We start from the raw sequence: 23,644 nt of genomic DNA, 5'->3' as shown, positions 1-23,644 counted from the left end.
TCAGGAGATGTGGAGCTCGCACGCAGCGTAATGCCGCTCAGTGCACGATCATGCCGGTGAACACATAGGCTTGCAGCATCACCAGCACGCCGACCAGGCAGGCCAGCGAGATCGAGTGGAAGAACACGAAGCGCAGGATCGAGCCCTCGTGTCCGAACCAATTCGTCGCCGTTGACGCGACCACGATCGACTGCGCGTCGATCATCTTGCCCATGACGCCGCCCGAGGAGTTCGCCGCGCTCATCAGGATCGGCGACAGGCCGAGCTGTTCAGACGTGATCTTCTGCAGGTTGCCGAACAGGATGTTGGAGCTGGTGTCCGAGCCGGTCAGCGCGACACCGAGCCAGCCGAGCAGCGTGCCGAAGAACGGGTAGAGCACGCCTGTTCCGGCGAAGGCGAGGCCGAGGGTCGCGTCGATGCCGGAGAGCCGCGTCAGCGTGCCGATTGCCAGCATCGCCGAGATCGTGATCAGCGAGTAGGCGCAGACCTTGATGGTCTTGCCGTATTCGCGAACCAGCCCGACCGGGGAGAAGCCCAGCAGCAGGCCGGAAATGATCGCGGCAATCAGCATCCCCGAGCCGGTGTAGGACAGCCAGGTGAAGGAGAACACCGCGCCTTCCTTGGTCGGCACGGACACCACCGGTGCGACCTTGTTGATCATGTTGTGCAGCTCCGGCACCGGATAGTTCCAGGTGGCGTACGTGTTGAGCAGTTTCTTGATCGCGTCGGTGCCCCAGGCGAGCAGCACGATGCAAACGATGATCCAGGGCAGGAGGGCCATCCACATCTCGCCGGATGAAACGCTCTTCAGCGTCAGCGTTCGTGCTGGCATTGTGTCCGCCGACTCATCCTTGGTGCGCAGCGCCGCCGAGGTCCAGATGCGCTTCGGCTGCCAGAACTTCAGGAACAGGATCAGGCAGGCCATCGAGATCAGCGAAGCGCCGATGTCGACGATCCACGGATTGATGAAGTTCGAGATCAGGAATTGCGGCACAGCGAACGACACGCCGCAGACCAGAATGGCAGGCCAGATCTCGATCATGCCGGCGAAGCCGGCGAAGGCCCAGATCAGCCAGAACGGCACGATCAATGAGAAGAACGGCAGTTGCCGGCCGACCATGGCGCCGAGCGCAAACGGATCGAGGCCGGTGACGCTGGCGAGGCCCGCGATCGGTGTGCCGAGCGCGCCGAACGCGACCGGCGCGGTGTTGGCGATCAACGACAGGCCAGAGGCGGCAAGCGGCGAGAAGCCAAGCCCGATGAGGATGGCCCCGGTGACGGCGACCGGCGTGCCGAAGCCTGACGCGCCCTCGAAGAACGCGCCGAACGAGAACGCGATCAGCAGCAGTTGCAGCCGGCGATCGCCGGTGACGCCGCCGATGGTGTTCTGCAAGGTTTCGAAGGCGCCTTTCTCGACCGTGAGCCGGTAAAGAAAGATGACGTTGAGCACGATCCAGCCGATCGGAAAAAATCCCGTCACCGCGCCGAGCACGGTCGCGCGCAGCGACAGGCTGGACGGCATCGTGAAGATAAAAATTGCCACGCAGTTCGCGACGATCAGCGCGACGATCGCGGCGATGTGGGCTTTGACCTTGTTCGAAGCGATCAGCACCAACAGCGTGACGACCGGCAATGCGGCCGCGCAGGTGGAGAGCACCTTGCTGTTCAGTGGATCGTAGATCTGATTCCACATGAGTTTCCTCCCGGCATTGGATTGTTATTTGCCGCCCCACCCCGATAAGAAGCGGGCGGAGCCACAATTTCAACATCCTATGGAGAGGTATTCACTGCCGACTGGCGTCGGCTCGTCGACTTAGAGGGAGGTCGCGGGGCTGAAAATGCCAGCCGTTGGTAACCGTTCGAGCGAACGGAAATTGTCGTTGGCTGCGGGTTGTTGCGAGGGTCTGCGCGCGGGAACGAATTGCGCCAGAAGAACAGCGAACGGGACGCAGCAGAACACCGCGCCGATTACCACCACGAGCATCAGATCGTCCTCCCAAGAGTGTGACCTAACGCTCTGCAATTGATCGCGTTCCTCTTTCACGGCTCGATCGGCCGATGAAAAAATTTGACGGTGCTGTCATACTGGCGGCGCTCAATTCCACGCCTGCCCAGATTGGATTCATTCAAGAGTCGTTATGACGGAGAGCGACAACGATCGTCGGTTGCTTGCAGCGGAACTGCGCGAGGCCGCGCAATGCTGCCGCGATGAAGCCAAGACCTGCCCAACCTTGGAGCGCCGCGCGGCGCTCGAGGCGGAAGCCGAGGCTCTTGAGGAACTGGCGGACGAGGCCGACAACATCTAGTGCGGGCCAGATTTAGTGCGGGCGAGGCCGCGCGGCGTCTTCGAGTTCCTGAGCCGCACGCTCCAGCTTGTCGAGATCGCGGTTCACCTTGCGAATGAGCTTCCGGATCTCGGCATCGCTGATGGTTGTTTCAGATGCTGGATATTCGGGGGTGACTTTTGCCATTCCGGCCTCCGCGTCAGCTCATCCACGAAGTCCTTGGCGTCCGCCATCAGATGCTCGTAGAACCGCAGCAGACGGTCGCCCAAGACGGGGATATGTTTGCCCTTGCCCATGCCTGAAAACGTGGCGGGCGCCTAAGCGTTCCAGAGGTCGGATTTTGCCGTCGATGGACATTCCAAGACTTACGACGGTGTCGAGAATCATCATGGTACCGCCGGATGCGGTGTATCGGGCTTATCTCGATCGCGATGCGGTCGTTGAGTGGCTGCCGCCCGGCTCGATGACCGGCGAATTGCATGCGTTCGAGCCGCGGGAAGGCGGACGCTTCAGCATGTCGCTCGTCTATCCGGAGAGCGAGACTGAGATGCGCGGCAAGACCACCGAGCGCAGCGACAGGTTCGAAGGACGTTTCGTGAAGCTCGTGCCCAACAAGCAAATCGTCTGGGCGGTGGTTTTTGATTCCAACGACCCGTCGTTTGCCGGTGAGATGACCGTTGCGACGACGCTTGCGCCGGCGGGCCAAGGCACCGAGGTCACGATCCGCTGCGCGGGCATTCCACCGGGCGTGCGGCTTGAGGACAACGAAGCCGGCAGCCGCCTGACGCTGGATCAGCTCGCAAAGTTTCTTGGCGGCTGAAGCGGGCATCCTGATCAACTGGCGCGCATGCGCCGTAAGCCCGCGACAACCCCCTCGGGTTATCGGTGTTCGCGAAAGGCGGTCGCCAGCGTCCTCAGCGCCTCACGGGATTTGGTGTCCGACAGCGTCGACAACAACACGATCTCCGAAGATGGGATGGCAGGAAGCCCGAACCGCTGGCTGATCTCGATGGTGCCGGGCGGCGCAAGCCGGCACGCGAACACCGCAGTGGCGAGACCGGCTGCGACCGCGTCGGCAACGACAAAAGTGCCGCAACCCAGAAAGACCTCGGTCCAGGCAATTCCCGCGGCGTCGAGTGCACGCGTCGCGATGCTTCGCAGGCCGCAGGACGGCGACGATCCGGCGAGCCGCAGCGGCTCGCCGGTCCGATGCACGAAGTTCGGGGTGGCGAACCAGCCGAAGTGCTCCGGTCCCAGCACCTCGCCGTCGCGGCGGGCGTCATTGCGGTCGATGATGGCCGCATCAAGCTCGCCCCGGTCGAACGCCGCCAACACGTCGCGCGAATTGTCGAGCCGTACCTCGATGGTGAGCGCCGGATCATGGGCATTCAGCCGGGCGAGCAGCGTCGGCACCTCCGGCCCAGCCACGAAGTTGGCGATGCCGAGTGCGAAGCGGCGGCGGCACGCGGACAATCCCGCGACGGCGCGCTCATGGGCGGTGAGGAAGTCGCGCGCAGAGTCGATGAACACTGCGCCCTGGGCGGACAGCCGCACAGTCCGCGGCGTCCGCTCGATCAGCTTCTGACCGAGCCGGTCCTCCAGCCGCTTCAGCTTCACGCTGATCGCGCCTTGCGTGGTGCCGAGCGCCTTCGCGGCGCGCGTGAAGCTCTGGAGATCGGCGATCGCCACGAAGGCTTCGACGGAATCGACGTCCAGAGTGGCCATGCGATTGATCCTGATATCTATCCGAAATTGTTGTCTCTGAAATATCCAATCATCCAATTCTAAAATGATCAAGCGCTCACTAGGTTCCGCCGACGCGGGACCGGACGGCGCATCTTGTTCGTCACGTTCGGCCTCGCTCGTCGACCCGTTTCCTGAACGTCGAAAGGCCGAACCATGTCTTCTTCTTCGTTGACGCGCCGAAGCGTGATCGCTCTGTCCGCCGTGTGCCTTTCGAGTCTGATGTTCGGACTGGAGATTTCCAGCATCCCTGCAATTTTGCCGACGCTGGAACTGGTGTTGCATGCGGACTTCAAGCAACTCCAGTGGATCATGAACGCCTACACGATCGCGGTGACGACCGTGTTGATGGCGACCGGAACGCTGGCCGATCGCTACGGGCGCAAGCGCAGCTTCATGATCGCCATCGCGGCCTTCGGTCTCACCTCGCTGATCTGCGGCGTAACCGAGCACGTCTTGGCGCTGATTGCCGCCCGATTTCTGCAGGGCATGAGCGGTGGCGCGATGCTGATCTGCCAGATTGCGGCGCTGTCGCATGAATTCCAGGGGGGACGGCAACGCGCGGTCGCCTTCGGCTGGTGGGGCACCATCTTTGGCATTGGTCTGGGCTTCGGCCCGATCATTGGCGGCGCGATCGCCGCGGTCCTGGATTGGAGGTGGGTGTTCCTGGTCCATGTGGTCCTGGCCGTCGTGGCGTTCGCGCTCGCTGCGAGCGGCGTTCGCGAGTCGAAGGACCCGAAGGCCACGAGCCTCGACGTCGCCGGTATCCTGACGCTGTCGCTGTCGGTTTTCTGTCTGGCCTTCTACATCACGCAAGGACCGGATCTGGGTTTCGTGAGTCCGACCGGCCTTGCGATCCTCGGCGTCTGCATCGCGAGCCTGATCGCCTTCGTCATCGCCGAGAAGGTCAGCCTGCGCCCGATGTTCGATTTCTCGGTGTTTCGCGCCCACGATTTTTCAGGTGCGATCATCGGCTCGGCCGCGATGAACATCAGCTTCTGGCCGTTCATGATCTATCTCCCGATCTGGTTCCAGGCCGGACTGGGCTACGACAGTGTCGCCGCCGGTCTCGCATTGCTCGCCTACACGCTGCCGACGCTCGTGATGCCGCCGATGGGGGAGCGGCTGTCGTTGCGCTACCGGCCCGGTCTCGTCGTTCCGGCCGGGCTGTTCACAATCGGCTTGGGCTTCATTCTGATGAAGCTCGGCAGCGCCGCCGCGCCAGCAAGCTGGCTGACGATGCTGCCTGGCTGTTTGATCGCCGGGATCGGCCTCGGTCTGACCAACACGCCGGTCACCAACACGACGACCGGCTCGGTTTCGCGCGACCGCGCCGGCATGGCATCCGGCATCGACATGAGCGCGCGGATGGTCTCCCTGGCGGTCAATATCGCGGTGATGGGTTTCATCCTGGCGAGCGGCGTGCTGGCCTCGCTGAAGAGCGCGTCGCCGCTGCGTCTGGATGATGCGGAGTTGCGGCACCTCGCCGAGAAGATTGCCGCGGGAAGCATCGGGTCTGTCCCGGAGCTGTCCCCATCCATGGTCCATGACGCGCTAGCGCACGGTTTTGGCTGGGTGATGCTCTATGGCGGGATCGGAGTTTGGGGGCTGGCCGGCATCAGCCTCCTCGTCTTCAACGCCCACATCGTTCGGACGGCGAAGGTTCAAGGAACGGATTGAACTGTCGCGGTAGCCCCAAACCCGCAGAGGGGTGTGGAAATGGCTGGTTTTACAGCCCCTGACCCTCACGCTCGAGCGTTCGGACCGCTATCTATCCAGGAGCCGGACGAACCGCAGACGGGACTGCCTCCGCCTTGACCCAATCCACCGCAGCCGCCAAAACCAGCCCCCGGACGCCCCAGGCGGAATCAGCCGCCCGCTCCGGTGAAAGGGCGCCAATGTCCGAGCAAGGCTCGCACGACAAGATTCTCATCGTCGATTTCGGCTCCCAGGTGACCCAGCTCATCGCGCGCCGCGTGCGCGAAGAGAAGGTCTTTTGCGAGATCGTGCCGTTCCAGAAGGCGGCCGAGGCCTTTGCGGCGATGAAGCCCACGGCCGTGATCCTCTCCGGCGGTCCGGCCTCGGTGCTCGACCAGAACGCGCCGCTCGCGCCCAAAGGACTGTTCGATGCGGGCGTTCCGGTGCTCGGCATCTGCTATGGCGAGCAGGCCATGGCGCATCAGCTCGGCGGCCAGGTCGAAGGCGGGCACCATCGCGAGTTCGGCCGCGCCGAGGTGACAGTGACTGAAGACACGCCGCTGTTTGAAGGCGTGTGGAAGAAGGGCCAGAGCTATCCGGTCTGGATGAGCCACGGCGACCGCGTGACCAAGCTGCCGGAAGGCTTCCGCGTCGTCGGCACCTCGCCGAATGCGCCGATCGCCATGATCGCCGACGAGAAGCGGAGGTTCTACGCCACGCAATTCCATCTCGAGGTGATGCACACGCCGGACGGCGCGGCGCTCTTGCGCAACTTCGTCCGCAAGATCGCGCGGTGCCGCGGCGACTGGACCATGCGCGCCTTCAAGGAGGAGGCGATCGAGAAAATTCGCAGACAGGTCGGCAAAGGCCGGGTGATCTGCGGGCTCTCGGGCGGCGTCGATTCCGCGGTCGCGGCCGTGCTCATCCACGAGGCGATCGGCGACCAGCTCACCTGCGTGTTCGTCGATCACGGCCTGCTGCGCCTCGACGAAGGCAAGACCGTCGTCGATCTGTTTCGCGGCCACTACAACATCCCGCTCGTCCACGTCGATGCGTCGCGGGAATTCCTCGGCGCACTGTCGGGCGTCACCGACCCCGAGCAGAAGCGCAAGACCATCGGCAAGCTGTTCATTGATGTGTTCGAGGCGGAGGCCAAGAAGATCGGCGGCGCCGATTTCCTCGCGCAAGGCACGCTCTATCCCGACGTGATCGAGAGCGTGTCGTTCACCGGCGGACCGTCGGTGACGATCAAGTCGCATCACAACGTCGGCGGGCTGCCGGCGCGCATGAACATGAAGCTCGTCGAGCCGCTGCGCGAACTGTTCAAGGACGAGGTGAGGGCGCTCGGTCGCGAGCTGGGATTGCCCGACGTGTTCGTCGGCCGTCATCCGTTCCCTGGCCCCGGACTTGCGATCCGCTGCCCGGGCGACATCACGGCCGAGAAGCTAGACATCCTGCGGCTGGCGGATGCGATCTACATCGACGAAATCCGCAAGGCCGGTCTCTACGACACGATCTGGCAGGCGTTCGCCGTGATCCTGCCGGTCAAGACCGTCGGCGTGATGGGCGACGGCCGCACCTACGATTTCGTGGTCGGCCTTCGCGCCGTCACCTCGACCGACGGCATGACGGCCGACTTCTATCCGTTCGATATGAAATTCATCGGCAACGTCGCGACCCGCATCATCAACGAGGTCAAGGGCGTCAACCGCGTGGTCTACGACGTGACGTCGAAGCCGCCCGGCACGATCGAGTGGGAGTGATTTCCGAAGGTTCGTATCTACAATCCGAATCTCCACGACAAGCGGCTCGACTTCCAGCAGGTCTGAACGATGGTGCGCGCCGCCGAAAAATCGGAACCGATCCTGACTTTTCGAAGTCAGGCGAAATTCGAGGCGTATATGTCCGCCGAGCCTCGAACGTCCAAAGGATGCTGGCTCAAGTTAGCCAAGGCCGGGGCGGCGAAGCCGACCATCACCAGACAGGACGCGATCGAGGCCGCGCTCTGCTGCGGCTGGATCGACGGTCAACTGGCGCCGCTTGATGACGAATATTTCCTGGTTCGAATGACGCCACGCCGGCGAGGCAGTCGTTGGTCCCGAAAAAATCGCGATGCGGCCGATCAGTTGCTGGCACAAGGTCGGATCCGGCCGGCCGGGATTGCAGAGATCGAGGCTGCGAAAGGTGATGGGCGGTGGGCCGGCGCCTACGCCTCTCAGGGAAAGGCCGAAGTGCCGGCAGATTTGGTCGCGGCGCTCACGCGCAACAAGTCGGCTGCAGCATTCTTTGAAGAATTGGATCGCGCCAACCGCTACTCCATCATCTACCGGGTGAATGACGCAAAGCGTCCGGAAACACGAGCGGAACGGATCACGAAATTCGTCGCCATGCTGGCCCGCGGCGAAACACTTCACCCCCGCAAAGCCGGCGCGTCGGCGGTGACAGCCAAGAAGAGTAGACGCGGATAGGGCAGGGCAATGGCGGTCAGGCCCAGTGAAAAATTTGCACGAGAGGGCCTGCTTCGTAGTCCGAATAGCGGGCCCAGGTCGGGCTGACGCACCAATAAGCGATGTTCGGCCATCGCAGCCTCTCGCGGCCATCCGGCCATACCGCATAGTAGATTTCGCGCAGGTGCTCGTCGGCGACGTCGACCAGAGACAGGGATCGCGCGGTTCCATCGAACTGTAGGGTCTTCTCTCCCGGTCCGGCAAACAGTACCGACGCTCGTCGGTCGCCCGTCAAGTTCCGATGCTTTCGGCTATCGGACACCGTGTCGAAGATGACATCGTGCGTTGGTGTAACGGCTATTCCGACAAGGGCAGATTGCGGTGCCCCCGTATCGCCAATCGAGGAGACGACGGCCAGCCGATGTGATTGCATATAGTCGAGCAGGTCTGATTTTTGAAATATCCCACACATGTCCGCTTTGTCCTTGCAGGTGCCTGCCACGGGGTCGCGTGCGGCCAGCACGTCTCACCAGATGAGCGGAACCAGACGCCAGCGCACGCGGCGCGCATAATCGTCATAACCCTCAAGACCTGTGCGCAGGGTCTGCTCCTCGATGCCGATCCGGATGCCAAACAAGAGTGCCAGGATGGGGGCCGCCGCAAGTCCCCACCACGAGCCGAGCACGAGCGAGGTGCCGGCGATATAGAACAGCGCGCCGAAATACATCGGATGGCGGACGATGGCATAGGGCCCCGTCGTGATGACTGTCTGGCCGCGGTCTTTTTGCAATTTGACGACCGGCGCTGCGAAGCTGTTCGTGCGCATGGTCCAATATATGAATGCGAAGGCCGCCACGAGGAGGCCGCATCCGGCCCACTGCACGAAAGGCGGCATGATCGACCAGCGCCAGCGCGCAGCGTCCGCTGCCATGAAGCCCATCCCTCCAAGTATGACGAGCAGGATCGGTATGATGATCAGCTTGTCCGCGAGCGGTTGATCCTTCTGCACGGGCGGTTTCAGGCGCTCTCTGAGGAGCCCCGGATCGACGCGCACCATATGCGCCCCGAAAGCGATCGAGGTGGCGATCATGACGCCGAGATAGAGCCACCCGGCGGTGTATTCTATCGTGCCCGCGGCAGCGAAGATGATCGCGGCCATGACGCCGTACCAGACGATCGTCTGAATGATAGCATTGAGAATGAGACCCATTTCTTGCCTCTTCCGTCAAAGCTGCTGGTCGTTCCGTGCGGCGTGCGCCGCCGCGGGGCATTCAACCTTCACCGCGGGCGCCGGCTGCGCTTCCAGCGGCTCATGGCGTCTTTCATGGCGCGGCGCATCACCTGATAGAATTCCGCCATCTCATCGAGACGTGCGTTGACGTCCTTGGACGGGACGATTCCAGTCCCGGCGTTCAACTGCTTGGCCAATGCGTCGAGCAGCCGGTTTTGTTGCTGGATCATGGCTTCGTAGTCGTCGGCCACGGCGTAAAGCGCGCGCTTTGTTCCAGGCTCGCCATGACGACGCGCCAGCGTATAGCTCTCCAACAGCCGGGCGGCCACGCTTGCACTGCTCTTGCTGATGCCGAGGTCTTCGGTGATCTGGTCGAGGGTCGCGGGGCGAGGGCAGAGCAGCAGATAGCCGTAGAGCCGGGCGGCGACGGGCGGTACGCCCCAGGGCGTGAGCAGCCGAGCCACATCTTCCATGAACCGCTGCCCGTCTTTGCGAGGCTTATTTGATAAATTCGGCATATTGCGAATATATCGAAAAATTAGCCGACGGCAAGCGCCAAGCCTGGGAGATGCTCATGCTTCCCTATCTCGTTGCCGCGATCATTCTCATTGGGTTGCCGACGCTCTCCGTCGCAGTGCGCTACCGCGAGTACCGCAAATTCCTCGCAGGCGCGTTCTTCGTCAGCAGCGGGATGCAATTCTACTTCTACCTGGCGAAGATCCCGATTCCGCTGATATGGACCGGTGCCGTCCAGCCGCCCGAGCTCAGCGCCGCGCGTGGCACGATCCACTTTGTGCTCTTTCTTGTCTGTCTGTATTTCGGGTGGTTCTTCCGCGCCAAGCCCCGTGCAAATGAGGACGGCTCCGGATCGCCGGCTTGCTGAGAAATTCGTCGCGTGAGCAAGCTCGAAAAGCTGGAATCCTTCAGTCACGAAAACTACATCATGTTCAGGGCGTATCTTGAGAACCATCGAGACGAGTTACGCATCGACGTATCGCCGTTGCGGGAAGCGCGGGCTGGCCAAGCAAATACAAGGTGGTATGAGTGACTTCCGATCGTGAAAAGCCAGAGCTGGTCATAAATGGAAAGCTCAGCCACCCGGACGTTGAAAATTCGATTCGGGAGTTGATCTCGCTCAGCGGCCCGATCGAGGCGGCCAACGGCTTCGTCAGACTCGGCAAGGAATACTACAAGCAGCAAAGAAATATTGATGGCGTCATCGCCATCGGCGAGGCCGGTGCGGGTTTCTGTATCAAGAGCGCGGCAGCGGCGAAAGATGTCGAAACGGCCACTTCGCTCAAGACATTCGCGAAGACGATCGCTTACAACGCGGCAGCCAATTGCTGGCCCGGATGGGGCGATGAAGGGGTCGAGATCGAAGACGCGCATCTGGAAGCGGGATTGAAGCTTGCCGTTCTGGCCAGAGACCTGGTGCGAGAATTGGAGCTCGGCGCTAAGGAAATCGGGACCTCTCACTGGTTGGTCGGCGCGCTGAAGCTTGCTGCTGGTCGCTTGCAAGAAGCGACGGTTGATTTTGAGAAATCGGAAAAAGCCTATGAGTTCGGCGGCTATCAGATGTCCCGGCTGCTGGCTCGCGGCTATTCGGCCTTGGCCCGAAAAAGGGGTGCCTCCACGTCGGCGCTCGGCGCAACAGCGCTTGCTGACATGATGAAATCGCTTCGGGAGGAAGGCTCCAAGGAAGCCATTTTCTTTGCCAATCAGCTTGCCACAGCCGACAGGATATTTTGCAAGGACGTGCCTTTGGACAATGCCGCGGCGCCCGACAGTTCGGCAGTCCGGGTCGCGTTGTGGCGCGCCATTCATGTCCAGGCAGACGCGCCGCCGCATGTGCTCGATGACGAGATCGGCCTGAGGCTCGTCGCGCCCGATGAAGGCTGGAGCCAGCGTCCGGACATGCATCCGGAGGGCACCAAGCTGTTTCGCGCCGCGATCGTGGCGCGGGCGCGTTTCATCGAAGATCTGGTGATCGAGCAGGCGGGCCGCGGCTCGAGTCAGTACGTGATCCTCGGCGCGGGCCTCGACAGCTTCGTGCAGCGGCGGCCGGAGATGGCGTCCCGCCTGACGGTGTTCGAGATCGACCAGCCCGGCACCCAGGCCTGGAAGCGTCAACGGCTAATCGATCTCGGTTTCGGCGTTCCCGATTGGCTGCGGTTCGTGCCGGTCGATTTCGAGGGGGGGGGCGTCGTGGTTGGAGCGGCTCAAGGCGTCAGGTTTTGATTTCGGCAAGCCGGCCGTGGTCGCTTCCACGGGCGTCAGCATGTACCTCACCAAGGCTGCGGTCGCAGCGACCTTGCGCGAGGTTGCGTCACTGGCGCCGGGATCGGTGCTCGCCGTGACGTTCTCCTTGCCGCTCGATCTCGTTGATGCCGAGGTCCGCCCGGGCTTCGAGCGCGCGTTGCAGGGTGCGCGGGCGAGCGGCACGCCGTTCCTGAGCTTCTTCACGCCGGCCGAGATGCTGGCGCTGGCCCGCGAGGCGGGCTTCAAAGCCGGCCAGCATGTGTCCGGCGCCATGCTTGCCGAGCGATATTTCAAGAACCGCACCGATGGCTTCCGGCCGCCGAACAATGCCGAGGAGTTGCTCGTCGCGACGACGGGATGAATCCACCAACGGCTACACCGGCGGCGCTTTTGATTTTTGTGCCGCTTCACGGCGCACGCTTGCCAGCCATTTGGCGCGCAGCGCAGCGGGACGCTCGGGATAGCGCTCGTCGAGAAATTCCGCGCTCTTGATCCGGTCGATGCGGAAGGTGCGGAAATCCCGGCGCAGCTCGCACCACGCGATCAGCGTTCGTGCGGCGTCGAGATAGCCGATCACCACCGGCCAGACCTTGCGCTCGCTGTCGCGGCCGTTCTCGTCGCGATAGGCGAGCGCGATCTTGCGGCCCTGGCGGATCGAGGCGCGCGCCTGCGCGACGTCGAGGCCGTCCGGCGGGATTTTCCAGCCGGGTGGCGTGCGCGACCCGGAGTCGAGGATGAGCGGCCGGAACTGGTCGGGGATGACGGCGGTGATCTTGGCGATCAGGTTCTGCGCGGCGCGGGCGAGCGCCGCATCGCCATGGCCCGCGACCCATTGCGCGCCGAGCGCTGCGGCCTCGATCTCGTCCGACGTCAGCATCAGCGGCGGCAGATCGAAGCCGCTTTCCAGCACATAGCCGAAGCCGGCTTCGCCGCGGATCGGCACGCGCTGGCCGATCAGCGCCGCGATGTCGCGATAAACCGAGCGCTTGGAGGTTTCGAGTTCAGCCGCGATGGCGGCAGCGGTCATCGGCCCGCTTGAGCGGCGAAGAATCTGGATGATCTGAAACAGGCGGTCGGCGCGGCGCATGGATGGAGCATACTGGTCGCATGCTGACAGCAGGGTGGCAACAGGAGGCGGCTACGGTCCCGCCATCGCGAAAAGAGTTTTGGGAGAGCCACCGATGCTGAAGACCTATCAGGGAAGCTGCCACTGCGGTGCCGTCCGCTTCGAGGCGGATATCGATCTCGAAGCCGGCACCGGCAAGTGCAACTGCTCGATCTGCGCCAAGTCGCGCGCCTGGGGCGCGATCATCAAGCCCGCCGCGTTTCGTCTGCTGTCGGGAAAGGACGCGTTATCGGACTACCAGTTCGCTTCCAAGCAGGGCCATCACCTGTTCTGCGAGCATTGCGGCATGCGGCCGTTCGGCCACGGTCATGTGCCGGAGATCGGTGGCGATTTCGTATCGGTCAACGTCGCTTGCCTGGACAATGTGCCGGACGCCGAACTGGCGTCGTTGCCGGTCCGCTATTCCAACGGCCGCGACAACGACTGGATGCACCGGCCGGCCGAGACACGGCATCTCTAGCGCCATGAGCCTCGGGGTTTTGACAATATATTGCCATATGGCTATATACAGATATGGCAATGGAACGCGCGCACGCCAACCTCAACACGGCCTTCCAGGCTCTGAGCGATCCGACGCGGCGCGCGATCCTGTCGCGCCTCGCGTTGGGCGAGGCGACAGTCTCCGAGCTGATGGAGCCCTTCGATCTCAGCCAGCCGACCATCTCGAAGCACCTCAAGGTGCTGGAGCGAGCGGGACTGATTGAAGGGGGCCGCGACGCGCAGCGCCGGCCGCGCCGGCTCGCGCCGCGCGCCATGAAAGACATCGCCGATTGGATCGAGCCGTTCCGCAGGCAATGGGACCGCCGCTTCGACAATCTCGACGCGCATCTCGCCAGAATGAAAAAACGGGAGAAGTGACATGCCGCCGCATTCCGCAGTGATGGGACAGACCGATTTCGAGATCGATCGCGACACGCACACCATCAGGCTTGCGCGCAGCTTCGACGCTTCGCCCGCCGAGGTGTTCGAGGCCTGGACCAAGCCGGAGCATGTGACGTGCTGGTGGGATTGCGACCGCGAGCCGCTGTTGGTTTGCGAGATCGACCTGCGGGTCGGCGGTAGATTCAAGTTCGCCACCAAAGCGCGTCCCGAACTGGTCTTCACCGGAATCTATCTGGAGATTTCGCCGCCCGATCGCCTCGTGTTCGAGGCGATCGAATCCACCGGACGGATTGTCTTCCGCGAGGCTGGCGGCAAAACCCGTATGACGGTGGAGATCGAATGCCGTTCCGCCGAGCAGCTCGAGCAGTTCGTCAAGATGGGCGTCGCCACCGGCACGTCGCAGACCTTGGACAACCTGGTTGCCTATATGGGGCGCCGACCGCAGGGCGTGGCCAAAGCCAATTTTCAGCGGTGAATTGTCTGTCCGCGCCGTATGAAAACGGCGGCTGGAAATCTAAAACAGCAGCCGGAACAAGCGATCCCGGCGGAGCAGGCGCATGGCCATCACCATCTACGGCATCAAGAATTGCGACACCATGAAAAAGGCGCGCGCCTGGCTCGACAAGCAAGGCGTCGAATACAGCTTTCACGACTACAAGGCGAGCGGCATCGACCGCGACCGGCTGGAGCGATGGTCGAAGAAGGCCGGGTGGGAAACGCTGCTCAACCGCGCCGGCACGACCTTCCGGAAGCTCCCCGACAAGACCAAGGCCGGCGTCGACGAAAAGAAGGCCATCGCGCTCATGCTGGAACAGCCGTCGATGATCAAACGGCCGGTGCTCGATCTCGGCGGCGGCCGCATTCTCGTGGGTTTTAAACCAGAAATTTATGAAGAATCGCTGCGGCGTTGAAGTCCTTCGCCCCTTTCGCGAAATTCATGAAGTTTCCGGCGTGCTTCCGCTAGACTGGCGTGCGATTCGCGAAGGGGGTCGCGCGTCAAGCCATGCAGATTGATTCCTTCACCGTCCTGCTGTTCGCCCTCACCATCAAGCTGGTGCTTGGTGGGCTGTTTGCCGTGTTCTGGCTGAAGAACCGCGCGGCACCATGGTTCTTGTGGTGGGGTTTTGCGCTGGCTCTGGGCAGCGTGACCGCGCTGCTGTTCATGCTGCGTGCCACGATCGAGAACTATCTCACGCTCGGGATTGGTAACGCCTTCCTGGTGTCGGCTGTGGCCTGCACGTGGCAGGGCGCGCGCTCCTTTGAGAAGCGTGCTCCGCAGTGGATGCCGGTCGTGGCCGCACCGCTGGGCTGGCTCGTCGTGTGCCTCATCCCGGGCTTCATCGAGACCATCGAATATCGCATCGCGTTGTCGTCGGCGCTCGTCGCCTCGATGTTCGCCATGGCTGGCTGGGAGTGCTGGCGCGGGCGGCATGAGGCACTGGCGTCCCGCTGGCCCGTGATCGTGCTGTTTGGTTCGCTGACGCTGTTCTTCGCGCTGCGGGTTCCGCTGATGGAGCTGCTGCCGTTTCCGTTCGGCGCATTGCCGATGCGGCCGGGCTGGCTCGGCGCCTTCAACCTGATCCTGTTCGGCCACACCTTCATGCTCGTCGTGCTGGTGGTGGCGATGTCGAAGGAACGGCTTGAGCTCGACCAGCGCACCAAGGCGCAGACCGATCCGCTGACCGGCGCGCTCAACCGGCGCGCGTTCATGGCGCGCGGCGAGCGCCTGATTGCCCGCCACAGCCACGAGGAAGCGACCCTGTCGCTGTTGTTCCTCGACCTCGACCACTTCAAGGCGCTGAACGACCGTTTCGGTCATTCCGGCGGCGACGATGTGCTGACCTGCTTCGTCGGCCTGGTGAACTCGTGCATCCGACCGACCGACTTTCTGTTCCGCATGGGCGGCGAGGAATTCTGCTGCCTGCTGCCCTACACCGAGGCCTCTCAGGCGAAGCTCGTCGCCGAGCGTATCCGCCAGCAGGTCGAGGCCGCCTCGGTGATCGTCGCGGGCCTGCCGGCCAAGGCCACGGTCAGCATCGGCATCGCCTCGACCGACGAGTTCGGTTACGACCTCGACACGCTGATCCGTCAAGCTGACGGCGCCGTCTACGCGGCGAAGCGTGCCGGCCGCAATCGCGTCGAAGTGTCGAACGGTCGGAGCTTGAGCGAGATCGCCGCGCGGATGGCTGGCGGCGGTGCGCTCGCGGCGGGCTGAGCGCTCGATGGATCGCCAGACGCTCGCCGTCTACGACACGGGCGCAGCGGCCTTCGCCAAGGATTGGCACGAGCAGCCGGCGCCGTCGGACCTTCATGCGCTGGTGCAGCGGTTCTTTCGTCCGCGCGGTCGCACCGCCGACATCGGCTGCGGCAGCGGCCGCGAAGTGGCGCATCTCGCCGAAAGCGGCTTCGACGCGATCGGCTATGACGCCTCCGCCGCGCTGTTGCAGGAGGCCCGGCGGCGTTATCCGGAGCTGCGCTTCGAGCGGGCGCTGCTGCCCGAGCTGACCGGACTGCCGGGCGGCGCGTTCGACAATGTGCTGTGTGAAACCGTCATCATGCAACTGCCGCGCGAGCAGATCGCGCCGGCGGTGCGGCGCATGACGGAGCTTTTGAAGTCCGACGGCATTTTATACGTGAGCTGGCGCGTCACCACGGGCAACGATCTTCGCGATGCGGCGGGGCGGCTTTACACCGCCTTCGACAGCGAACTGGTTCGTGGCGCGCTCGGCGGTATGTCTCTGCTGCTCGACGACGAGCCCGTGAGCCTGTCCTCCGGCAAGACGATTCACCGCATCGTCGCGCGCAAGGCTCACTAGCGGACCTCGTTTGGCCCGGTTGTCGCTGTGCGCGCGGGCCAATAGTCTTGGCCTGCCGCGTTCGGGCGGCGTCCGGGAGAACGTCATGGAAATCAGTTTGCAGGGCCGCGCCGCCATCGTCACTGGCGGCAGCAAAGGCATCGGGCTTGCGGTCGCAACCCGCTTTGCGGCCTCGGGCGCCGATGTCGCGATCTTCGCGCGCGGCAAGGAGGCGCTCGACGAGGCGTTGGCTGCGATCAAGAAAATCGCCAAAGCCCGGGTGATCGGCGTCACGGCCGATGTCGGCAAGGCCGCCGACATCCAGCGCGGCTACGACGAAGTGATGAAGGCGTTCGGCAGGGTCGACATCATCGTCAACAACGCCGGCACTTCGCGCGCCATGCCGTTCGAGAAGGTGACCGACGAGATCCTCCACGACGACATCGAGCAGAAGCTGTTCGCGGCGGTGCGGCTCATCCGCCTGGTTTCGCCGCAGATGAAAGAGCGGCGCTGGGGCCGCATCATCAACGTGCTCAACATCGGCGCCAAGGCGCCACGGCCGAACAGCATGCCGACGTCGGTGTCGCGCGCCGCCGGCATGGCCATGACCAAGGCACTGTCGCAGGAGTTCGCGCCGCATAACGTGCTGGTCAACGCCATGCTCGTTGGCTTCATCGAGGCCGATCAGCATGTGCAGGCCGCCAAGCGCGCCAACGTGCCGCTCGCCGATTACTACAAGGCGCGCGAGAAGGAGATCCCGCTGGGCCGCGCCGGCAAGGCGGAGGAGTTCGCCAATCTGGCGTGCTTCCTGGCCTCGGAGCAGGGCGGCTACATCACCGGCACTGCAACCAACGTCGATGGCGGCCGTTCGCCGGTGGTGTGATCAAGCCTGCATCGCGCGCTTGGCGATGAGCAGCACCGAATAGTGGGCTGTGACGTAGAGCCCGACGGCGAGTCCGAACATCGACAGGCCCTTGGAGTCGAGATCGCCGTCCAGGAGGCCGGACAGCACATGGCTCCCTGCGACGATGGCGAGGAGGGCGCCGGCGCTGATCTGAAGCTTCAGCCGGAGTTTGGAGCGTGTCGAAAGGCTCCGCCGGAATGCCAGGCCTTCTGCGAGGGTGAGTTCGTTCATGGCCGCCTCCTGACCCCACTTCGGGGCCGATCAGCCCCGTCCAGAGGCCGTTTCCCTTTGGTCGGGGAGGGCGGTTCCCGGGTTCAACGGCCAGACGGTCAGTCACACTGACGCGTCCGGCGGCTGTCGCCACGCGGCTGGGAGACGTCAGGCCGGGATATCGGTGCGCCCGGCCGGTCGGCCGCCGGTGGCGGCGGGGCAGTTCGACTGGAACAGGCCGGCCCGGCAGCCCCAATCGTGTGCCGCGATAAACCCGAGGGCTGCGATCCCCAGCGATCCGACGATCAGGCACAGCACCACAATCAAGGCACCGAGGGACTGCCAGCCCGTCATCGACACGCGGATGCGGTCCGGCATCTGGATGGTCGGCGCGACATAGGTTTCTGACATCTCCGTGCCGATGTCGTGATTCACCGCGCGGTGTTGGACCGTGCGCAACTCGTCGAATTCGTTGTAGTGGTCGCGGTGTGCGACCGCGTGCATCGGTGCATCGTCCGAACGATCGATGTGATCGGCCTCGGTGTGCTCGGAGGGCTTCGGCTCATCGAAGCCGTAGGGGTCGCGGTCGAGATCGCCAAGGCGCGAAAGCGGCTCCGGCTTCTCGCTGGCCGGCTTGGCCGCCACCGGCGGCTCGTAGTTAACGAGCTTGCCGTCCCAATAAAACCGCCCGGCGCCGTCGATCGTCAGCCGGTCGAGCTCGGTCGCCGTCAGCGTGCGGATTTTCTTGGGCCATTCGGGGCCCTGCTGCGGCGTCGGCCGCGACTCGTGGCCCGACTCGTCGAGATTGACCTCGGGATACGGTTCCGTGCTGCTCATCCGTCACTCCAGCCTAACAACCAATCCGCTGACGTCTTCGTTCAGTTGACTCTGACGTCCGCGGCCTTGATCACCGGCGCCCAGCGGTCGATCTCGCTGTCGATGCGCGCCCGGAACTCGGCCGGCGTGCTGCCAACCGGTTCCATGAGCTGCGTCGCCAGCTTGTCACGAACCGCAACAGTTCCAAGTGTTTCTACCACCGCAAGCCGAATTTTCGCAACGAGGGCGTCCGGCGTGTGTGCGGGCGCGATCATGCCCATCCAGGCATCGGCATCGACGTCGATTCCGGCCTCTTTCAGCGTCGGAATCTGCGGCAAATAAGGCGAGCGCTTCGCGGTCGAGACGGCGAGGATTTTGACCGCGCCGGACGCCTCGTGCGGAGTGACCGCGATCGCAGGCAGGCAGCCCATTTGCACGTCGCCGCGGATGATCGCCGTCATGGCCGCGGGCGAGGACGGGTAGGGGACATGCACGAGCTTGGCCCCGCTCTGCAGCGCAATGGCCTCCATGGCGAGGTGCGACAGCGAGCCGTTGCCAATCGATCCGAAGTTGAAATGGCCGGATTCGCGCCGTATCAGCGCGACCAGTTCGGCTGCGCTGTTAACCTTAACAGAGGAATTAACCACGAGCGCGCTCGGCTGGGTCACGAGCTGGGTGATCGGCGCGATGTCGGTCTTGGGGTCGTAGGGCAGTTTCGAGAACAACAGCGTGTTGATGGCGAGCGGCCCGCCGATGCTCACGCCGATCGTGTTGCCGTCGGGCGCGGCCTTGGCGACTGCGTCGGTCCCCGTGTTGCCGCTGGCGCCGGGCTTGTTCTCGATCACGAACGGCTGGCCGAGTTTCTTTTGCAGCTCATCTGCGATCAGGCGTGCGACCACATCGGGCGTCGAGCCCGGGCCGAACGGCACGATGATGCGCACGGGCTTTGTGGGCCAGTCCTGCGCCGCGGCCGGAAGCATCGCGGTCAGCAGGCAGAGCAGGGCGAACAGCAGGCGTCTCTTCATGTCGTTGCTCTTTGTCGCGGTCAGTCGGTTGCAGGAACGGAGTGATGCTCGTGCGCGATGCGCCAGTTTCCGTCGACCTTGCGCAGCCCGACCGTCAGTCGGAACAGGAAACCGTCTTTGTCCGCCGGATTGCTGGAAGAATCGGGACCGCAGCGCATGATCGCGGCCATGAAGGCGACATCCCGGCCCGCGGTGAAGTTGAGCTCCTCGAAGTCGAAGGCCGCACCGGGCTTGTGATAGCGGAAGAACAGGTCCCAGGTCTTTTTGTACTCCTCAATGCCCTTGCACTGTAGGGGCGGCGGCAGGTCGAACATCACCATCTCCGGATCGTGATGCGCGAGGATCGCGCCAATGTCGTGCCGGCGGACCGCTTCCGCCCAGGCTTCGAGGAGCGCTTTGATCCGGCCTTCTTCGGCGTTGGCTTGCTGGGACATGGCTCGGCTCATTCAGGTGCGTGAGGACGAAAGCATGACCTCGAAACGATGGCTGAATCTGGATCGGGCCTACTCGACGTCGCGGCCCAGATAGACGCCGTCGTTTTGCAGCCGCGCTTGCAATGCTTCAACCGGAATCTGGTCGAGCGGAGAATTGCCCGACAGTGCGAGGTGAGCGGCCGCACCCGCGGCCTGGCCCATCACGAAGCAGCCGCCGCTCACCCGGGCCGCAGACTGGCCTTCGTGCGTCATCGAGGCGCAGCGCCCGGCCACGAGAAGATTGCGCAGCTTCTGCGGCAGCAGCATCCGGTAAGGCAGATGGTTGAAGCCGCGCGATTGCGGGATCGCGGGCCACAGCCATTCCACATCGCCGGCGACGTGTTTCTCGATCGGCCAACCGTTGACGCCGATGGTGTCGGGGAAGCTTGCGCAGTTGAGCACATCGTCGCGGCTGAGCTGATAGTGACCGGTGACGCGGCGCGTCTCGCGGATGCCGAGCTGCGGCGGAGTGTCGACGATATAGGCGTCGCCGAATCCAGGCGCTTCGCGCTTGAGGAAATCGAAGAACGCCGCGGCCTGCCTGCGGCCTTCGATCTCGCCGGCCGTGAGCTCATCGGCCTTGGTGCCGTCGAGCGCGCTACCGTCGGGCCGCTTCATCTGCGTGACGTTGACGCGCCATTCGATCGGGTTTCGCTGCGGCCGCACCACCGCGCCCTTGCGAGGGAATTGCACGCCGCGGCGCTCGGCCGCGTCCATCAATTCCGGAATGGTCTTCCAGGCATCGCCTGCGGCCTTCGGATCGACGCCGTTCACGCGAAACATCATGGTCGGATAGAGCGTGCCGCCCGCGCCGTCGCCATGCTCGAACGGCGCGCCGGCCCAGGCCGCGAGATCGCCGTCGCCCGAGCAATCGATGAATATCCGGCCGATCGCGGCTTGCCGGCCCGACTTGGTCTCGACGATCAGCGCGCGAATGACGTCGTCCGCATCCATGATCACGCCCGCGCCGAGCGCATGAAACAGGATGTCGACGTTGTGGCTCAAGAGCAGATCGTCGGCCGCGCACTTGTACGCGGCGGTGTCGTAGGCCTGCGCTGCGATCTTGCCGAAGACCATATGCGGCTTGTTCAGTCCGCCGAGACGATCGATGCGTGCCAGCAGCTCATCGGCGACGCCGTGCACCACCTGCCTGATTTCGCCATGCACGTTGGCATGCAATCCGCAGAAGTTGGTGACGCCGGCCGCGGTGCCCATGCCGCCGAGGAAGCCGTAGCGTTCGACCATCAGCACGCTGCGGCCATGCATCGCGGCCGCGGTCGCCGCCGCAATACCGGCCGGGCCGCCGCCCAGCACCACCACGTCGTATTCGCCGCGCACCGGCAGGTCGCGAGCAGGCTCGCGGATCGTTGTCGTCGTCATGGCGGGATGATAGCCGCGCCGGGATCAGGGCCAAAACCGGTCCAATCTCGGGGTTGTCCCAGCAAATGAGCCATACCAATGGCCCGCTTGCGCCGGGCGGTGTCATGGCCTAGTGGCGTGCGGCGTCTGTTTTCACCGGGTGAGGTCATGTCGGTACAGGAAGAAATCAAGCGTCTCACCGCGCCGGACATCCTTGCTCGCAAGGGTGGTGAGCCGATCGTCGTACTCACCTCCTATCACGCGCACACCGCGCGTCTCGTCGACAAGTATTGCGACGTGATCCTGGTCGGCGACTCCCTCGGCATGGTGATGCATGGCCTCGAGACGACGGTGCCGGTGACGCTCGAAATGATGATCCTGCAAGGCCACGCGGTGATGCGCGGCTCCAAGCATGCGCTGGTCGTCATCGACATGCCGTTCGGCTCCTACGAGGCCTCGAAGGAGCAGGCGTTTCTGAGCGCGTCGCGCGTCATGAAGGAAACCGGCTGCGGCGCCATCAAGGTCGAGGGCGGGCGCAGGCTCGCCGAGACCGTCGCGTTTCTCACCGAACGCGGCGTGCCGGTGATGGGCCACATCGGGCTCACCCCGCAGTCGATCAACACCATCGGTTCGTTCCGAGCCCAGGGCCGCGAGGAGAAGGACTGGGCCCGGATCGAGGACGACGCCAAAGCGGTGGCCGATGCGGGCGCCTTCTCCATCGTGGTCGAGGCGGTGGCCGAACCGCTCGCCCGCAAGATCAGCGAGCAGGTCGCGGTGCCGACCATCGGTATCGGTGCAAGCGTCGCCTGCGACGGCCAGGTTCTGGTATTGGAGGATATGCTGGGCCTGTCGCCGCGGGTTCCGAAATTCGTCAAACGTTACGGCAACATCGGCCCCGGCATCGAGGCAGCGGTCGCGGATTATGCCAAGGACGTGCGGTCCCGTGCCTTTCCAGGGCCCGAAAACGTCTACCCCATGAAAAAGAAGTAGCTGGCGCGGCCGGCTCCAGGCTGTTAACCGAGGGGGCGCGGCGCCGGGCCTCAGGCTTTTGCCTTGCCTCCGCCACATCGCTATTTTAGCAGCCTGCCCATGGCCTTAGCCGGGGGATGGCAGGTCGATAGGCCAAATCGCTAGGCCTAAATCAGCAGGGCCAAGGGGAAGGCTTCAGTGTCCGATATTTTCCACGAGGTCGACGAGGAAGTACGCCGCGAACAGCTGCGCAAGCTGTGGCAGAAGTACGGTTGGCTCATCATCGCGGCCTGTGTGCTCGTCGTGCTCGGCGCGGCCGGCTGGCGAACCTACGAATTCTATGAGGCCAAGCAGGCCGCCGAAGCGAGCGCCAAGTTCGAAGCGGCCGCGGCGCTGGTCAATGACGGCAAGAACAAGGAGGCCGAGGAGGCCTTCGCCGAAATCGCCAAAAGCGGCACGTCGAGCTATCGGATGCTCGCCAAGTTCCGCGAGGCGGGTGAGCTCGCGCGGCGCGACCCGAAGGCTGGTGCCGCGATATTCGATCAGCTTGCGGCCGACAGCAGCATCGGTCGCGCGATGCAGGATCTTGCCGCCGTGCGCGCTGCGACGCTCCTGGTCGACACCGAGCCTTACAGTGAGATCGCCAAGCGGCTCGAGCCGCTGACCGCGGCAGACCGCGCCTTCCGCCACAGCGCCCGATCGCTGCTCGCGCTGTCGGCGTGGAAAGCCAACGACGCCGCGGCGACCCGCAAGTGGAGCGAGATGATTTTGGCCGATCCTGAGACGCCGCCCGGTACGCGCGGCCAGGCTCAGATGATCTTGGCGCTGACCGAACCCGAAAAGAAGAGCTGAGGCGAATAATGCAAGCTCGCCGGATTGTCCTCATCGTTTCGCTGTTGGCCGCAGGCTTGGCGCTGTCCGGTTGCGAAAGTTTCGATCCGGAAAGCTGGTTCAATGCGAAGAAGCCGCTGCCCGGCGAGCGCAAGGCGATGTTTCCGACCGGCGTGCCCGGCGTGCCGCAGGGCGTGCCGCCGGAACTGGTGAAGGGCTATCAGCCACCGCCGGATATCCCCCCGGAGGCAGCGAACCAGGAGGCGCCGAAGCCCCGCTTCGTGCCGCCGGAGCACAAACCTGCGCCGAAGCCCAGACAGGCCAAGGTGCAGCGCCCGGCGCAGCCTCCCGCTCAGGCCCAGGATCAGAGCCCGCCACCGCCGCAGGCTTCGCCCTGGCCGTCGCAGCCGCAACAGTCCCAGCAGGGCAGCTCGCCGTTCCCGCCACCGCCGGGCCGCTAGGGCCATCAAAAATTTTGGATTTTGGGACGCTGGGTCTGAACAGGCGGATTCAGCGATGCTGAATCGTACTTTCGCACTTAACATTTTCCATCGATCCGCCTGACGGCCGCTTGTGTTGGCCCGCCAAAGC

Annotated in this window: 30 protein-coding genes; 18 read left to right on the top strand and 12 right to left on the bottom strand. The window is 63.9% G+C overall.

Annotation, left to right across the window (positions count from 1 at the left end):
* Positions 1–37: 37 nt before the first annotated feature.
* Positions 38–1,693: an L-lactate permease gene (locus RHPLAN_RS24570; protein WP_068023362.1), complete on the bottom strand. Its 1,656-nt coding sequence runs from the start codon at positions 1,691–1,693 to the stop codon at positions 38–40.
* A 445-nt stretch (positions 1,694–2,138) separates the two neighbouring features.
* On the opposite strand from RHPLAN_RS24570, the gene RHPLAN_RS39605 reads away from it, so the two are divergent.
* On the top strand, positions 2,139–2,306 hold the full coding sequence (locus RHPLAN_RS39605; protein WP_157100451.1) for a hypothetical protein: 168 nt from the start codon (positions 2,139–2,141) through the stop codon (positions 2,304–2,306).
* Positions 2,307–2,318: 12 nt separating this feature from the next.
* Here the strand turns inward: RHPLAN_RS39605 and RHPLAN_RS39600 are convergent, their stop codons facing one another.
* Positions 2,319–2,471 carry a hypothetical protein gene (locus RHPLAN_RS39600; RefSeq protein WP_157100450.1) on the bottom strand — a complete coding sequence of 51 codons (153 nt, stop codon included), beginning with the start codon at positions 2,469–2,471 and terminating at the stop codon, positions 2,319–2,321.
* A gap of 163 nt (positions 2,472–2,634) precedes the next feature.
* On the opposite strand from RHPLAN_RS39600, the gene RHPLAN_RS24560 reads away from it, so the two are divergent.
* Positions 2,635–3,105: an SRPBCC family protein gene (locus tag RHPLAN_RS24560; protein ID WP_068023356.1), complete on the top strand. Its 471-nt coding sequence runs from the start codon at positions 2,635–2,637 to the stop codon at positions 3,103–3,105.
* A 59-nt stretch (positions 3,106–3,164) separates the two neighbouring features.
* Here the strand turns inward: RHPLAN_RS24560 and RHPLAN_RS24555 are convergent, their stop codons facing one another.
* Positions 3,165–4,010, bottom strand: a complete 846-nt coding sequence (locus tag RHPLAN_RS24555; RefSeq protein WP_068023353.1) for a LysR family transcriptional regulator — start codon at positions 4,008–4,010, stop codon at positions 3,165–3,167.
* A gap of 174 nt (positions 4,011–4,184) precedes the next feature.
* Between RHPLAN_RS24555 and RHPLAN_RS24550 the strand changes: the two genes are divergently transcribed.
* From RHPLAN_RS24550 to RHPLAN_RS24540, 3 genes are all read left to right on the top strand, one after another.
* Positions 4,185–5,708 carry an MFS transporter gene (locus RHPLAN_RS24550; RefSeq protein WP_068023349.1) on the top strand — a complete coding sequence of 508 codons (1,524 nt, stop codon included), beginning with the start codon at positions 4,185–4,187 and terminating at the stop codon, positions 5,706–5,708.
* Between the two features lie 218 nt (positions 5,709–5,926).
* A complete protein-coding gene (gene guaA / locus RHPLAN_RS24545; RefSeq protein WP_068023346.1) occupies positions 5,927–7,489 on the top strand; it encodes a glutamine-hydrolyzing GMP synthase in 1,563 nt (520 codons plus the stop codon).
* A 69-nt stretch (positions 7,490–7,558) separates the two neighbouring features.
* Positions 7,559–8,194: a YdeI/OmpD-associated family protein gene (locus RHPLAN_RS24540; RefSeq protein WP_068023341.1), complete on the top strand. Its 636-nt coding sequence runs from the start codon at positions 7,559–7,561 to the stop codon at positions 8,192–8,194.
* A gap of 16 nt (positions 8,195–8,210) precedes the next feature.
* Here the strand turns inward: RHPLAN_RS24540 and RHPLAN_RS24535 are convergent, their stop codons facing one another.
* The 3 genes from RHPLAN_RS24535 to RHPLAN_RS24525 form a co-directional block, all read right to left on the bottom strand.
* Positions 8,211–8,696, bottom strand: coding sequence for a pyridoxamine 5'-phosphate oxidase family protein (locus tag RHPLAN_RS24535; protein ID WP_068023338.1), 486 nt, complete (start codon positions 8,694–8,696; stop codon positions 8,211–8,213).
* Positions 8,697–8,699: 3 nt separating this feature from the next.
* Complete coding sequence (locus RHPLAN_RS24530) at positions 8,700–9,332, bottom strand: methyltransferase family protein (RefSeq protein ID WP_237179906.1); 633 nt, start codon at positions 9,330–9,332, stop codon at positions 8,700–8,702.
* Positions 9,333–9,451: 119 nt separating this feature from the next.
* Positions 9,452–9,877 (bottom strand): GbsR/MarR family transcriptional regulator, encoded by a 426-nt coding sequence (locus RHPLAN_RS24525; protein WP_237179905.1) that lies wholly within the window; start codon positions 9,875–9,877, stop codon positions 9,452–9,454.
* A gap of 101 nt (positions 9,878–9,978) precedes the next feature.
* On the opposite strand from RHPLAN_RS24525, the gene RHPLAN_RS40235 reads away from it, so the two are divergent.
* From RHPLAN_RS40235 to RHPLAN_RS40755, 3 genes are all read left to right on the top strand, one after another.
* Positions 9,979–10,287: a hypothetical protein gene (locus RHPLAN_RS40235; protein ID WP_198164473.1), complete on the top strand. Its 309-nt coding sequence runs from the start codon at positions 9,979–9,981 to the stop codon at positions 10,285–10,287.
* Between the two features lie 242 nt (positions 10,288–10,529).
* The gene (locus tag RHPLAN_RS40760) at positions 10,530–11,642 is read left to right on the top strand and encodes a class I SAM-dependent methyltransferase (RefSeq protein WP_198164472.1); all 1,113 of its coding nucleotides are present in this window, start codon (positions 10,530–10,532) and stop codon (positions 11,640–11,642) included.
* Positions 11,614–12,024, top strand: coding sequence for a class I SAM-dependent methyltransferase (locus tag RHPLAN_RS40755; protein WP_198164471.1), 411 nt, complete (start codon positions 11,614–11,616; stop codon positions 12,022–12,024). The genes RHPLAN_RS40760 and RHPLAN_RS40755 overlap by 29 nt, the downstream gene beginning before the upstream one ends.
* Before the next feature lie 12 nt (positions 12,025–12,036).
* Here RHPLAN_RS40755 and RHPLAN_RS24510 read toward each other — a convergent pair whose 3' ends face one another.
* Positions 12,037–12,750, bottom strand: coding sequence for a helix-turn-helix transcriptional regulator (locus RHPLAN_RS24510; RefSeq protein ID WP_068023324.1), 714 nt, complete (start codon positions 12,748–12,750; stop codon positions 12,037–12,039).
* A gap of 94 nt (positions 12,751–12,844) precedes the next feature.
* On the opposite strand from RHPLAN_RS24510, the gene RHPLAN_RS24505 reads away from it, so the two are divergent.
* The 7 genes from RHPLAN_RS24505 to RHPLAN_RS24475 all read left to right on the top strand — a co-directional run bounded on the left by RHPLAN_RS24505 (position 12,845) and on the right by RHPLAN_RS24475 (position 17,349).
* Positions 12,845–13,249 (top strand): GFA family protein, encoded by a 405-nt coding sequence (locus RHPLAN_RS24505; protein WP_068023321.1) that lies wholly within the window; start codon positions 12,845–12,847, stop codon positions 13,247–13,249.
* 59 nt (positions 13,250–13,308) lie between these two features.
* Positions 13,309–13,647, top strand: coding sequence for an ArsR/SmtB family transcription factor (locus tag RHPLAN_RS24500; RefSeq protein ID WP_068031775.1), 339 nt, complete (start codon positions 13,309–13,311; stop codon positions 13,645–13,647).
* Between the two features lies 1 nt (position 13,648).
* A complete protein-coding gene (locus RHPLAN_RS24495; RefSeq protein WP_068023318.1) occupies positions 13,649–14,146 on the top strand; it encodes an SRPBCC family protein in 498 nt (165 codons plus the stop codon).
* 82 nt (positions 14,147–14,228) lie between these two features.
* Positions 14,229–14,582 (top strand): ArsC family reductase, encoded by a 354-nt coding sequence (locus tag RHPLAN_RS24490; RefSeq protein ID WP_068023314.1) that lies wholly within the window; start codon positions 14,229–14,231, stop codon positions 14,580–14,582.
* Between the two features lie 92 nt (positions 14,583–14,674).
* Positions 14,675–15,886 carry a GGDEF domain-containing protein gene (locus RHPLAN_RS24485; protein WP_068023311.1) on the top strand — a complete coding sequence of 404 codons (1,212 nt, stop codon included), beginning with the start codon at positions 14,675–14,677 and terminating at the stop codon, positions 15,884–15,886.
* Between the two features lie 7 nt (positions 15,887–15,893).
* Positions 15,894–16,487 carry a class I SAM-dependent methyltransferase gene (locus tag RHPLAN_RS24480; RefSeq protein WP_068031772.1) on the top strand — a complete coding sequence of 198 codons (594 nt, stop codon included), beginning with the start codon at positions 15,894–15,896 and terminating at the stop codon, positions 16,485–16,487.
* Between the two features lie 85 nt (positions 16,488–16,572).
* A complete protein-coding gene (locus RHPLAN_RS24475; RefSeq protein ID WP_068023308.1) occupies positions 16,573–17,349 on the top strand; it encodes an SDR family oxidoreductase in 777 nt (258 codons plus the stop codon).
* Here the strand turns inward: RHPLAN_RS24475 and RHPLAN_RS24470 are convergent, their stop codons facing one another.
* The 5 genes from RHPLAN_RS24470 to RHPLAN_RS24450 form a co-directional block, all read right to left on the bottom strand.
* Positions 17,350–17,601 (bottom strand): hypothetical protein, encoded by a 252-nt coding sequence (locus RHPLAN_RS24470; protein WP_068023305.1) that lies wholly within the window; start codon positions 17,599–17,601, stop codon positions 17,350–17,352.
* 147 nt (positions 17,602–17,748) lie between these two features.
* Positions 17,749–18,417, bottom strand: a complete 669-nt coding sequence (locus RHPLAN_RS24465) for a hypothetical protein (RefSeq protein WP_068023302.1) — start codon at positions 18,415–18,417, stop codon at positions 17,749–17,751.
* A gap of 41 nt (positions 18,418–18,458) precedes the next feature.
* Positions 18,459–19,421 carry a Bug family tripartite tricarboxylate transporter substrate binding protein gene (locus RHPLAN_RS24460; RefSeq protein WP_068023300.1) on the bottom strand — a complete coding sequence of 321 codons (963 nt, stop codon included), beginning with the start codon at positions 19,419–19,421 and terminating at the stop codon, positions 18,459–18,461.
* Positions 19,422–19,441: 20 nt separating this feature from the next.
* Entirely contained in the window at positions 19,442–19,855 is a 414-nt protein-coding gene (locus RHPLAN_RS24455; RefSeq protein ID WP_068023297.1) for a YybH family protein, read from the bottom strand.
* Positions 19,856–19,924: 69 nt separating this feature from the next.
* Positions 19,925–21,274: an FAD-dependent oxidoreductase gene (locus tag RHPLAN_RS24450; protein ID WP_068023294.1), complete on the bottom strand. Its 1,350-nt coding sequence runs from the start codon at positions 21,272–21,274 to the stop codon at positions 19,925–19,927.
* Between the two features lie 147 nt (positions 21,275–21,421).
* On the opposite strand from RHPLAN_RS24450, the gene panB reads away from it, so the two are divergent.
* The 3 genes from panB to RHPLAN_RS24435 all read left to right on the top strand — a co-directional run bounded on the left by panB (position 21,422) and on the right by RHPLAN_RS24435 (position 23,514).
* Entirely contained in the window at positions 21,422–22,243 is an 822-nt protein-coding gene (panB, locus tag RHPLAN_RS24445; protein ID WP_068023291.1) for a 3-methyl-2-oxobutanoate hydroxymethyltransferase, read from the top strand.
* A gap of 177 nt (positions 22,244–22,420) precedes the next feature.
* Complete coding sequence (locus tag RHPLAN_RS24440; protein WP_068023288.1) at positions 22,421–23,074, top strand: tetratricopeptide repeat protein; 654 nt, start codon at positions 22,421–22,423, stop codon at positions 23,072–23,074.
* An 8-nt stretch (positions 23,075–23,082) separates the two neighbouring features.
* Entirely contained in the window at positions 23,083–23,514 is a 432-nt protein-coding gene (locus tag RHPLAN_RS24435; RefSeq protein ID WP_068023286.1) for a hypothetical protein, read from the top strand.
* Positions 23,515–23,644 lie beyond the last annotated feature (130 nt).

Origin of the sequence: Rhodoplanes sp. Z2-YC6860 (assembly GCF_001579845.1) — a bacterium.
Lineage (GTDB): Bacteria > Pseudomonadota > Alphaproteobacteria > Rhizobiales > Xanthobacteraceae > Z2-YC6860.
This window is presented reverse-complemented; position numbering and strand designations above follow the sequence as displayed.